The sequence below is a fragment of the Candidatus Zixiibacteriota bacterium genome, from assembly GCA_018820315.1.
Lineage (GTDB): Bacteria > Zixibacteria > MSB-5A5 > JAABVY01 > JAHJOQ01 > JAHJOQ01.
On sequence record JAHJOQ010000019.1, the window covers coordinates 1 to 12291 of the forward strand.

Annotated in this window: 8 protein-coding genes; 3 read left to right on the top strand and 5 right to left on the bottom strand. The window is 51.1% G+C overall.

Translation table 11 applies throughout. The features are described from left to right. From KKH67_01740 to KKH67_01760, 5 genes are all read right to left on the bottom strand, one after another. A partial coding sequence (locus KKH67_01740) for a VCBS repeat-containing protein (protein MBU1317895.1) occupies positions 1-1092 on the bottom strand: 1092 nt, incomplete at its 3' end. A 178-nt stretch (positions 1093-1270) separates the two neighbouring features. Next, positions 1271-2929, bottom strand: coding sequence for a transglutaminase (locus KKH67_01745; GenBank protein ID MBU1317896.1), 1659 nt, complete (start codon positions 2927-2929; stop codon positions 1271-1273). A gap of 163 nt (positions 2930-3092) precedes the next feature. After that, complete coding sequence (locus tag KKH67_01750; GenBank protein ID MBU1317897.1) at positions 3093-4958, bottom strand: O-antigen ligase family protein; 1866 nt, start codon at positions 4956-4958, stop codon at positions 3093-3095. 176 nt (positions 4959-5134) lie between these two features. Further along, complete coding sequence (locus KKH67_01755; GenBank protein ID MBU1317898.1) at positions 5135-6169, bottom strand: thrombospondin type 3 repeat-containing protein; 1035 nt, start codon at positions 6167-6169, stop codon at positions 5135-5137. A 1301-nt stretch (positions 6170-7470) separates the two neighbouring features. Continuing rightward, positions 7471-8904: a sodium:alanine symporter family protein gene (locus KKH67_01760; protein MBU1317899.1), complete on the bottom strand. Its 1434-nt coding sequence runs from the start codon at positions 8902-8904 to the stop codon at positions 7471-7473. A gap of 428 nt (positions 8905-9332) precedes the next feature. Between KKH67_01760 and KKH67_01765 the strand changes: the two genes are divergently transcribed. From KKH67_01765 to pfkA, 3 genes are all read left to right on the top strand, one after another. Continuing rightward, on the top strand, positions 9333-9479 hold the full coding sequence (locus KKH67_01765) for a DUF128 domain-containing protein (protein ID MBU1317900.1): 147 nt from the start codon (positions 9333-9335) through the stop codon (positions 9477-9479). Positions 9480-9595: 116 nt separating this feature from the next. Next, the gene (gene pckA / locus KKH67_01770) at positions 9596-11215 is read left to right on the top strand and encodes a phosphoenolpyruvate carboxykinase (ATP) (GenBank protein MBU1317901.1); all 1620 of its coding nucleotides are present in this window, start codon (positions 9596-9598) and stop codon (positions 11213-11215) included. Positions 11216-11278: 63 nt separating this feature from the next. Next, positions 11279-12250: a 6-phosphofructokinase gene (gene pfkA, locus KKH67_01775; protein ID MBU1317902.1), complete on the top strand. Its 972-nt coding sequence runs from the start codon at positions 11279-11281 to the stop codon at positions 12248-12250. The last annotated feature ends 41 nt before the right edge of the window (positions 12251-12291 follow it).

Consider the following 12291-nt stretch of genomic DNA (forward strand, 5'->3'; position numbering starts at 1 on the left):
TGTAGACAGATCAATGTCTCCATCTCCGTCGAGATCTGAAGCAAACACCGAGATTGGACCAAAGACAACATCATATTCCAATTGTGGCTCAAAGGTGCCGTTTCCGTTGTTTCGAAGGATTGACACGCTGCCCGATACATCGTTTGCCGTCGCCAGATCGACATCACCATCGTTGTCAAAATCACCTGCGCAGATAGAGTACGGCTCATCTCCGACCGCATACATCAGATTCGAGGGGAAAGTACCGCTTCCGCTATTTAGCAGCACGGAGATGTTGTCTGAAGAGTTGTTGACAACTGCCAGGTCCCTATCGCCGTCCGAGTCGAGATCGGCTGATGTAATGGAATGCGGTGAGTTGCCGACCTGCATGGAAGAGCCGGTTGTGAACTGCGCGTTGCCGTTATTCGTGAGAGTGATCACGCTATCAGTGAATGATGCCGCATATGCCAAATCGATTGTCCCGTTACCGTCGAAATCTGCAGCGTTAATCGCCAGCGGCAGACCTCCGGCGGTGATGTCAGCTGCGGATGCCAGCGTGCCATCTCCGTTATTCAAGTGGATCGAAACATTGTTGGTTGACGAGTTGGCCGTGACCAAATCGATATCACCATCGCTGTCCAGATCGGCGGCGAAGATCGAAAAAGGAGTGCTGCTGACCATGTAGCTGGAATCGCGAATAAACGTACCGTTACCACCGTCTGCGGCAACCGTAAATGCCCAACTGAACCCACCTGAGAACGGGGCACCGCCCGCAGATTCGATCTCGTCGGTGAGTACAATTTCCACATACTCACCCGGAACGAAAGGAATGTCAGGTTCAAATAGTGCAGTTCTTGAAAGGCTGTTGTAGCTGATTGTTCCAAGTCGCCTACCGGTGCATCGAGCATTCACAACAAATGTGAGCGCGTTGATTGTAGCCCCGTTCAGATCAGCGTCGAAAGTCGCCGTGATGATGATCGAACTGGCAATACCGAGTTCGTTCTGCGCTGGAGCAACTGAGACGATTGCCGGCGACTGTGCAAGAAGCAGCCTTGGGAACATCAGCATACTCAGGAAGACTGCAATGCACACAAACCGGAAATTCCTGTGCATATTCGATCCTCGGATATCGGAAATTAGGTTCGACCGGATCGGGCTATCGAGTGTCAGTCATAGGCCTTCTCAGTCGACAGTCGTTAGTAACTGTGGTCAATCTAAGTGATTCAGTCTGTTTGTCAATGTGATAAAAGTGCAGTGATGTCAATATGTCGACGAGTCTGCGCCCTTGAGTTCATTCACATTTACCGGAGCCCACAGCGCCCTTATCAGAATCTGTTTCTTCCGACATGCCGTTTGCAGGCGTCCATTCACCGTAATATTCCACTACGATCTTGCATCTGCCCTGGGATGTCCACTCTTCGTTGGCATTGTATCCCCATCCCAGGAACTCGGAGCCGCCACCGCCGATAGTCGTGATGAGGTATCTGTTGTTGAGAAATCCGAAGGCATTTGCGCGACTGGAGGGTAATGCAGAATCGCCTCCCGATGGATCGACAGGCAGCCAGCCGTAATTCGGTAAATATATCTCTACCCATCGATGGAATACATTGTCGTATGATGCATCGTCACCACGTACTACAATTGAGCCGACATATCGAGCGGGAAGCCCGGCGGCCCTGCACATGGCTATATAGACAAAACTGTACTCGGAGCAGGATCCGTTACCACGATCCAGAACGGTCGGTGCGATATTCCACCCGCCTGCAAGTTCGTATTCCATGTGCTCAATGACATAATTGAATATCTTTCTACCCATCCAGTACGGGTTTGTTTCATCTCCGACCGCGGCTCTCACTGCACTCTGAATAATCTCGCTCTCCATAGAGAACTTGGCATCATCGACCAGATAAGTGCTCCTGATCTCTTCAGGGATATCATCAAGCAGGCCAACTTTGTTCGGGAAGACGAAGTATCTGTTCTGATACAGTCTGGCTGAGGCGTGCATGCTGACAGTATTGAATAGCATCGGGCCAATATTCTCTACATGATAGTGGGCGACCTTCTGGTTCCACTGGTCTGCGATGATCTCTGTCGGCTCCGGTGAAAAAGTCACTTCACCGATCAATTCCTGATTGTTCAGATCGTGTGGTATCGCAAGGTAAACATCGAGCGTCTTGACCGTATCGGGACCGTAGTTTCTGACCTGATGGATGAATTCCACCCGGAGAGTCTTCTCTTCGAGACGCGCGAAAGGTGTGCCGTCACTAATTACAAGCTTGCTGATCAGGTCTGTTTGATAGTCCGCATTCCAGAGGTGCTTCCCGTCCCAGGCAAGTCCCCATGGATGAGGCCCGTGTGATTTGAAGCAGAGAATCACATCCCCATTGTCAGGGGCGACCATATAGATCATATCTGCCATTCTGTCCGCCACCCAAAGGTATTCGCCATCGTAGGCCAGTCCGGTTGGTGCTCCCGATGGTGCCGGTATGGTGACGATAGTAGTGCCATCCTCGCTGCTGATCTGATGGAGGTCGTTGGCGCCATCGTCCCCGATCCAGAGATATTTGCCATCCCATGCAAGCCCGGAGGGATTGGTGACCGGGCAGTCGATCGTTTTTTCGACAATTCGGGTGGCAGGATTGATGGCATAAATCAGTTGTTCCTCGGCATCGACACACCACAACCGCCCGCCATCCCATGTCAGGCCACGTGGCACATAAGCTGGAGACGGAATCGAATCAATCACCGCGCCGGTTTTGGGATCGATTTTATAGATCATGTCCGTCATTCTGTCGACATTCCAAAGACTGCTCCCATCAAATGTCAATCCCTGCGGGCAGTTGTATGGCGCAGAGAATGTCTGCAATGTGTCGCCCGGAGTGGCAAATGCCATCTGGGATAACAACAATACGAGCAATGAAGTCAGCCCGATAAGTGTGCATCTGGACATGCTAATCCTCCTGTGGAAGTATACAGTTATTGCTCTCTGGTCTGGAGCTGATTCTGCTATTGTGTCTCTTCACGATTCACGATCCGAATGGCGGAATGCACTCGTGTAATTTACCGCAACATAGCAGAATGTCCGGATGGGGTCAAGAAGAAGTGGCACAGCTTCAGGGATGCGCTGGTTCACCCAACTTCTCTGAAACCTTCTGCATGAAGTGCTCGTACCTCGGATCCGCCGGCTCACCCTCGATTTGCATCAGACAGTCTCGTGCCTTCTGATACTCTCGTATGTTGTAGTATACCGCTGCGAGATTGATCAGAGTCTCTTCGAAGTTCGGGATTATCTCCATTGCTTTATTATAGTACTCTATTGCCGAATCATGATCCCCCAAAGTCTCATAACAGGCTGCAAGATTGTTCAGCACGTGTACATGATATGGATGCTGCCGATACGCTTTCTGAAAATCCTTCCGCGCGGCTTCGATGTTGTTCAGGTTGAAGTTCGCTACGCCACGATGCCAGGCAAGCGGTGTCGAAGTGGCATCGAAAACCGAAAATGCTAACTCTGCTTTGTCGATCTCCACGACAACCCTCTTCCAATCGCTCACAGATTTGGCTTCCATTGCATTCCTTGTGTGCATCTCGGAATTGTATCTGGAAGCGCCTACAACAATGCATAGAGCCAGACAGATCATGGCTGTCATGAGTACTGCAGCAATATTGGTTTTCGAAAATGCCCGCATTGGCGGACGCAGTCTGTGATAGACAGATGTAGATACTGCAATCATCAGCGCAAGCAACACAGTGTGTGCAATGCGCTCTTTGGGAAAGCTGAAACACGATATGACGAGAAATCCAACGAGGCCGAAAATCGTCAGAAGGCACAATTGCACATCATCTCGTGATGTGGCTGCTCTAAGGCTTCTCAGACAATAGGAGAAGGCGATCAGAAAAATCGAAATGTAGAACAGCAGTCCGAGGGGGCCGGTCTCAGCCAACACCCAGAGAAAGTCATTGTGCGGGCGTTGAAAAAACACCTGCCCTGTGCTGGACGGGAGGCCGTCGGTGCCATATTTGGCTATTTCGATCTTCCAGTCGCCCACGCCGGTTCCAAGTATGGGATTATCAGCAAACATGCTTAAAGACTTCTCCCACAAAGCAATTCTCTGCCTGAGCGAGGCGTCACTGAGATTGATGGGCAACGGGGAATCGCCCTCAATGCGCTCAGACTGATGAAGCCCGATCGTCGCGAACGATGCGACGACTGCAATAAGCACTGCAACTGTAAACGCAGTGAGACTGTGACGCCGGCGAAATGCGCAAATTGCTCGCCGTTTGTCCGACGTTTTCAGAACCAGTGCGGGGATCATCGTCATTAGCGTCGCGACTGCAAGCGCAAGCCAGACCGTTCGTGTCTGACTGATTACGAGGACGTACAAACACAATGTGACAGTCGCAATCGAGCCTGCCCTCCAGTATCGGTCAGACTTCAGCCAATTGTAGATGACAAACGGAAGCGACAGGAAGAGAAAAGAGGCGAGCAGATTCTTATTTGCCATCGTGCCATACGGAATCACATTGCCCGGTATCCACCTGAATCCGATACCCAAATATTGAAGGATAGCAATTAGAGAGAGACCTGCGGCGACAATCGTAATCGTCCCCGCGAGCTTACTGAGGTAGGCTTTGGATGCTGCCAGCAACTTCGTCATGATCAGCACCAGCACTATGAACAGTGTGAACTTGAGAATGTCGAACATGCTATCTGCAGCGTTCCGGGCCTGCATTAGGGATATTGCGCTGATGAACAGGTATCCAATCAATATAGGGAAGATAGCTCTGCGAAGAAACGACAGCTCACTTCCCGTCGATTGCCTCAGCGCTGACATCAGCATGGAGGCGACTATTGCAAAGAGTAGGATCGATAATAACAGGAATCTCGGAGTGAGAACCGGATCGAGCGTATATCCGATATAGAGAAACGGTACGATAAGCACCGCGCACTGAATCAGTATCTCCGGCAGACGATTCAATCTGACTCCGTAGTTTTCACGGCGACACGTGTCAGAGTCGGTCATAGTTGCGCGATGTCGCTACACATGTTTCTGTCGCCGCCCGAAATGCACGCCCACGCCAGCATAGTGCACACTATGGACAAATCAAGCAAAAAGAGAATTAATAATGTCGGAAGACTGCGATTGCATTCGACCTACGGACAAGCGGCGCATGGTTCGGCCCCGCCTGTGAAGATGTAGCCGACCAGATATACGACATCATCGATGTCTGTCTCTCCGCTGCAATCAACATCGCTCGATTCGATTGGGTCCGGGGCTGGTCCACCCGTGAATATGTATGCAACGGTAAAGACGACATCATCAATGTCGATCCCTCTACTGCCGTCTGCATTGCCGCAATCAGAGCTTGCTTCACTGACAGTGATCATGACTGCAACCGTGTCATACTTGGGAGGGCTATCTGAATCACGGAGTTGAACCTGGATGTAGGACTGCCCTGCCCACGACGGCGTGCCGCTAATAGTACCGATCTCGCCACCGCTAAATGCGCAACCGTATGGAGGCTGGCCGGAGAGTTTTGTCCAGTAGTATGGCTCGACGCCACCACATGCCCAGAAATGATAGTAGTACGGTACGCTGAGATAACCAGTCGGAAGTTCATAGCTTTGAATATGCATCTCCCCGTCGCATGCGTCTCCCACGCCATCGCCATTTTCATCGTACTGATACGGATTCTGAACTTCAAAGCAGTTGTCACAGGCATCTCCGACGTTGTCGCCGTCAAAGTCCTCCTGCGAAATGTTCACGACAAGCGGGCAGTTGTCAGATACATTCGGAATCTGATCATCGTCGGCATCGGGATCGCACGGATCACCCATGCCATCTTCATCGACGTCGGATTGGTTCGAATTCGCTGTCAATTGGCAGTTGTCGCATGCATCACCGACGCCATCATTGTCTGTATCGATCTGGTCAGGGTTGTATACCACGGGACAGTTATCCTCTGAGTTCGAAAGACCGTCTGCATCGGGATCAGGCTCCGGCATGATATTCTTGATAAGCGCTTCGATCATGTAGTTGCAGCCTTCCCAGTTGCAATGCAGATTGTCGAGCGCGTACCAGGCCGTGTGGCTGTCCGCCCAGCCATAGTTGAAATGATACGACTTGGCATCACCGACGACTCTCCAACCGTCACAGACGATCGCGTGCCTGCTGATAGTGTAGTACATCGGGCGACCTTCATTAATTTCCTGTTGAATTAAAGAAAACCATCCATCAGCCGTGTGGTTTGATCTGTACTTACTTGTGATCGATGCGTCATAACGAAAATGTGTCGGCATGGTCTCTTCGACATACCATGAGTATGTTCCGGAGGCACATTTGCCGTACATCATCTCAAACGATATCCCCGCCTCTAAGTTGAGTTCTGCCAGAGCACCCTTCTGTGCCTGAGTGCAGCCGGAATAGCATGCGTCCGGCATGTTGTCCCAATCGTAAATATCGGAGTAGTTTGCTGTAAGAGTCTGTCCCGGAGTGTTTCCGCCACATGAGTTATCGCCCTGCCAGTAGTAGTTCGAGCTGCCATTGCCTGCCGACGGCCAATTCCAGTACTTCATTATCTGCGCGACAGCGGTCGCGACACATCCGACGATGCACGTGCCTCCGTCCCCCATGGGGCAGTCCTGATTATACGGAGAGCCCTGATGCCAGCCGGTGGTTAGAAGCGGTCCGAACTCATCGAGTGGCGAATCGAAGTCTTTGCCGAGACTCAACATGAATTGATCGTTCGGCACTGAGTATTTCGACCATTCCGATTGATTGACCTCACCGAACAACTGGATATCGTTCTCCGACTGCTTTTCGTCAAGACTGCCATATGTTTCCCGGAAGATTCTGAAACGATCGGCGAGTACTTCGCGAATCAGCGCGGCGAAACCGTCTTCATCACTGGGCCTATAGATCGATTCCTCGGAATATGCCTTCACCGGAGGAAGCTCTTTAAGTGTCGGGACGATGATGTACCCGGCAGGCGAGATTGAGTAGACTCTTGCGAGGAGAGTCCCATCAACCACAATCTCCTCACTGACTTTGATTTCGGGCGAGAGCGATCCTGACCAACCACCATTGGAATATGTGATCTTCGACAACCAGTTCTGACAAACCAGACCCATCTCGGCCTCGGAGGCGAGCTCAGCGGTGGCTGTCTGGAATGGCAATGCCCAGATCAGAAGACTCACTAAAATTGTAATATATAGCGTTGGGATTTCTGAATTTATGCCCGTTCTGATGTCTAACATGGAAGATCCTCCGATAATTATTCTCGGTGCCGACGGCAAATACATTTACCCTATTGTGATAATGTAGGGCAAAAGACCGATTTGTCAACAGTTATACGTCAAAGTCCATATACGTCAAAGTCCTATCTTTAGAGTGCTTTATGTCGACCTGAACATAATAACCCAAGTCCACTATCGCCAACAGTTTGTATACGCGGCAAAGATGTGGCAGAATGATCCTAAATCAGAGCGATTTAATTGTCGGATACTCCGCTTCCATGGCCGTGATGCTTGATCTTCTCAGCATAGGTCATGTGTTTGCGGGAATAGTACTCGTCCGAGATCCTGCGAGTAATACCCGAGAGAGCGATGATTGCTATGAGATTCGGTATGGTCATCAACCCGAGAGCTATTTCTCCGAAATGCCAGACAGTTTCGAGTTGCAGGATGGCTCCCAGGAAAAGAACGATGCAATACACGAATCGATACGGCATGACCCATGAATTGCCGAAAAGGTACTGGACCGACCTGTCTCCATAGTACGACCAGCTGATCATCGTCGAAAGAGCGAACAAGAACACTGACCCCGTAACAATATACCCGCCATAACCTTTCAGGAATGTCAATCCATGTTCGAATGCATAAGCCGTCATCGGGGAACTATTGAGCAATTCGCCGTTGACCATAGCCGTGTGGGCATCAGTCACAACGATGGCAAGTCCGGTGATCGAGCAGACAATGATGGTGTCGATATAGGGACCCATCATAGCGACAGTCCCCTCACGCACCGGTTCGGTTGTCTTGGCTGCAGCATGCGCGATCGGTGCAGACCCCTGCCCCGCTTCATTGGAGAATAGCCCGCGCTTGATCCCTTGAACCATTGTCATGATGAAAGCAGAACCAGCAAAACCGCCAGCGGTACCGGAGAATGTAAACGCGCCCTGGAATATTGATGCGAACGCCCCCGGGATCTTGTCGGCATTCAGGATTAGAATCAGGATTCCCCCAATCAAGTATACTACTGTCATGAACGGCGTCAGCTTGCTGGCAACCTGACCGATTCTCTTGATGCCACCGATTATGACCAAACCCACGATTACAGCAAGAGAAACCCCGGTCACCCAGCTCGGTATAGCGAAATCGGAATTCAACTGGTCAGCGACCGTGAATGCCTGGATCGAGTTTCCTGTGCAGAACGAACAGATGGCAGCGGCAGCTGCGAAGACGATCGCCAGCCATTTCCAGCCAAGTCCCTGCTCGATATAGTACATGGGACCACCCGACGCAGAACCGTCGGGATTGATCATCCTATATTTCATCGACAGCGTACATTCAGCATACTTGAGAGATGTCCCGAAGATAGCGGTAACCCACATCCAGAATAACGCCCCCGGACCGCCATAGTGAATAGCCAACGCGACACCAGCGATATTGCCGATTCCGATCGTGGCCGAGAGAGCGGCGGAAAGAGCCTGAAAGTGCGAAATGTCACCGGCATCCTTGGGGTCATCGTACTTGCCTCTGGTAATATTAATGGCGTGCCCGATCCTCTTCAGTTGAGGCCAGCCGAGTTTGAATGTGATGAATATGCCCGTTCCGACCAGGAGTAAAACCATACCGGGGAATGACTCGGGGGTCTCCCAGACAAACTTGTTTACTGCATCAATAACGCTCGTGATGAATCCCATGTTACCTCCCGGCGTGAACTTGATGGGCGCAGTCCATTACTTCGCTGGCGCGACGGAATTGATGTTCAATGCTCACAATTTTCGATAAATGTACATCCTGAGTCAGCATTGGCAAGAAAAAACTCCCAGGCAACCCCAAAGACGCTGACCCAGTCTGAAGGGCTTGTTGAAAAAGTCAATGTAGCGCTAAACTCCGTCATCGCAAGGAACGGAGCGACGTGGCGATCTCCGACCCTGCGCTGTCAGGAATCCCTTCCTGACAGCTTGATAATACGGGCAGGAAAGGATTCCTGCCCGCGCGGAAGTTCGTTGTGAGAAGCCGAGACGGCCAGGGTTCGCTCGCAGTGATATTATGAGAGCGCGCCTCCGGGGTATAAGCTATCTTAGTTTATGCCTTGGAAAAACAGCTAACGAAGGAGGCGCACAGGATGAATATATCATTTGACGGTCACAAAGGCTACACTCTTTGTTCGATGACGATTGACGGACTTTATCAACAGGCCCTGAAGAATGGAGTGCCTTCGGCTGTTACTGGAATTTATGTTGAAACTGATGTCGGAATCCAGTTCAAATGAACAAGCAGATAACCGATGTGTTATAAGAAGGCGACAAGAGTATGAGCGTCAATCGACTCGATCTGCAACTACGTGAAATAGTGATCCTCGAATGTCACATATGATAGGAGGCGGCGATGATTGAAAGAACAGAGAAACTGATGGCTGATTTCAAGAAACTCGGACTAGTGAACACCGGGGATATTCGCTGGAATCTTAATACACCATCGCTCTACGAACAGGCTATCCGCAGGCGTGAGGGAATTCTCGCCCATCTCGGTCCGCTTGTGGTGAGAACTGGACACCACACAGCCCGAGCGGCGCAGGACAAGTACATTGTGGATGAACCGTCATCGACAAAAAACATCTGGTGGGGAAAAGTCAACAAGCCCATCAGCGAAGAGAGGTTCAGTAGCATACATGACAGAGTGAGAGCATATCTGCAGGGCCGGGAATTGTATGTTGAAGATGTGTATGTCGGTGCCGATCCGGCTTACAGGCGGTCAATTCGAGTAATCACCGAAAATGCCTGGCATTGCCTTTTTGCACGCAACATGTTCATCAGAATTCCCGACAAATCGGAGCGGCTCGCCTTCGATCCTGAGTTCACCGTCCTGCACGTTCCGCATTTCCATGCTCTCCCAGAGATGGACGGTACTAGAAGTGAGACATTCATCATTGTACACTTCGGGAAAAAACTTGTGATAATCGGAGGAACCAGCTATGCGGGGGAAATCAAGAAATCAGCATTTACTATAATGAATTACCTTCTCCCGCAGGAGAATGTGCTCTCGATGCACTGCTCGGCAAACATCGGCAAAAATGATGATGTCGCGCTCTTTTTCGGACTGTCCGGCACCGGCAAGACAACACTCTCCGCTGACCCGGAACGGCGACTGATTGGAGACGATGAGCATGGATGGAGTGAGCAGGGAGTATTCAACTTTGAAGGCGGGTGTTACGCAAAAGTCATCAAGCTCTCGAACGAGGCGGAGCCGGAAATCTACGAGACCACCAGGAAGTTCGGGACGATTCTTGAGAATGTAGCTATCGATCCCGACACCAGGATGATCGACCTTGACGACGGTACCCTGACGGAAAATACCAGAGCTGCATATCCGATAACTCACATTGAATCGGCGGTCAGAGATGGTCTGGGTGGAATTCCGAAAAATGTCATCATGCTAACCTACGATGCGTTCGGAGTCGTCCCTCCAATTTCAAAGTTGACTCCTCAGCAGGCAATGTACCATTTCATATCCGGATATACAGCCAAGGTAGGCGGAACCGAAAAGGGCCTCGGCAAGGAGCCGCAAGCGGTCTTTTCGGCTTGTTTCGGCGCACCATTCATGGCGCTGCATCCGACTGCATACGCAGAACTGCTTCAGAAAAGAATCAAAAACCACGGAGTGAACTGCTGGTTGATCAACACCGGGCTGATCGGCGGTCAGTTCGGAATCGGCCGGAGGATCAAGATTGCTCATACTCGAGCGATAGTGAAAGCGGCATTGACAGGCGCGTTGAACAGTGTTTCATTCACGACAGAACCGGTATTCAACCTTGCGATTCCGACTGAATGTCCAGGCGTTCCGTCGGATATCCTGAATCCGCGCAATACGTGGTCGAATCAGGAAGAATATGACAAGGTTGCTCAGAAACTCGCGGAGAACTTCCGTAAGAACTTCGTAGAGTACAAAGACGCAGTCTCCGCGGAAGTCGTGGAATCCGGTCCCGGGAGGATGAAAGTCTCGATCTAGCTCACTCAGATTCACTGTTTGAATAACGGACAGACGCAAACCAGGGATAGGTCAGGAAGGTACATGTCAGTAGATAGGATCGGTATCATCACAAGTGGAGGCGATGCGCCGGGCATGAATGCCTGCATACGCGCAGTCGTGCGCACTGCACTCAAGAAGGGGATGGAAGTCTACGGATATAGGCGAGGCTATCAGGGACTCATCGCCGATGATTTCATTCCGCTGAGAAGATTCGCAGTGTCGAACATTATTCAGACCGGGGGCAGTATTCTCATTTCATCGAGAAGTGAAGAGTTCATGACACCTGAGGGCAGGAAGAAAGCCTGCGACAACCTCAACAAACGCGGCGTCAAAGGACTGATTGTCATCGGGGGCAATGGAAGTCTCACCGGTGCCCACCTGCTGAACCAGGAGAGCGATATCAAGGTCATCGGTATTCCGGGAACCATCGATAGAGACATCTATGGAACTGAGCAGACAATCGGCTTCGACACAGCGGTCAACACCGCGCTCGATGCTATCGACAGGATTCGTGACACTGCATCGGCAATGGAGAGGGTTTTCCTGATTGAGGTCATGGGCCGGCACTGCGGCGATATTGCACTTCTGTCCGGTGTGGCAGGAGGCGCCGATGCCGTGCTGGTGCCGGAAATCAAGACGGATATCGATCAATTGATACAGGATATCAAGTCGGGCCTTGAGGTTGGAAAGAAGACGAATCTGCTGGTCGTGGCCGAGGGAGACGATTCCGGAGGAGCGCTTGAGCTATCCCGGATACTTCAGGAAAAAGGCGGTATCAAATCATGGGTATCTATCCTGGGGCACATTCAGCGTGGCGGCAGACCTACAGCAAGAGACAGGTATTTCGCTACATTGTTCGGGATAGCGGCCACCGACGCACTCGCGGACGGCATCTCAGGAGTCATGATCGGCTATGATGGACGGCAGGTCAAACATGTTCCGCTGAAGGAGACTTATTCGAACAAGAAAGTATACAATGAGGAAACCAGAAGATTGCTGCAAGCTGTGGTATAGAAATCGGACTAGTCCGGGGACCGGGAAGAACGGATTCTCCA

What these genes read in the sequence shown, in the direction of transcription:
- KKH67_01760 (MBU1317899.1), bottom strand. Translation starts at nt 8,904, where the DNA reads ATGGGATTCATCACGAGCGTTATTGATGCAGTAAACAAGTTTGTCTGG.
- pckA (MBU1317901.1), top strand. Translation starts at nt 9,596, where the DNA reads ATGATTGAAAGAACAGAGAAACTGATGGCTGATTTCAAGAAACTCGGA.
- KKH67_01745 (MBU1317896.1), bottom strand. Translation starts at nt 2,929, where the DNA reads ATGTCCAGATGCACACTTATCGGGCTGACTTCATTGCTCGTATTGTTG.
- pfkA (MBU1317902.1), top strand. Translation starts at nt 11,279, where the DNA reads ATGTCAGTAGATAGGATCGGTATCATCACAAGTGGAGGCGATGCGCCG.
- KKH67_01765 (MBU1317900.1), top strand. Translation starts at nt 9,333, where the DNA reads ATGAATATATCATTTGACGGTCACAAAGGCTACACTCTTTGTTCGATG.
- KKH67_01755 (MBU1317898.1), bottom strand. Translation starts at nt 6,169, where the DNA reads ATGTACTACACTATCAGCAGGCACGCGATCGTCTGTGACGGTTGGAGA.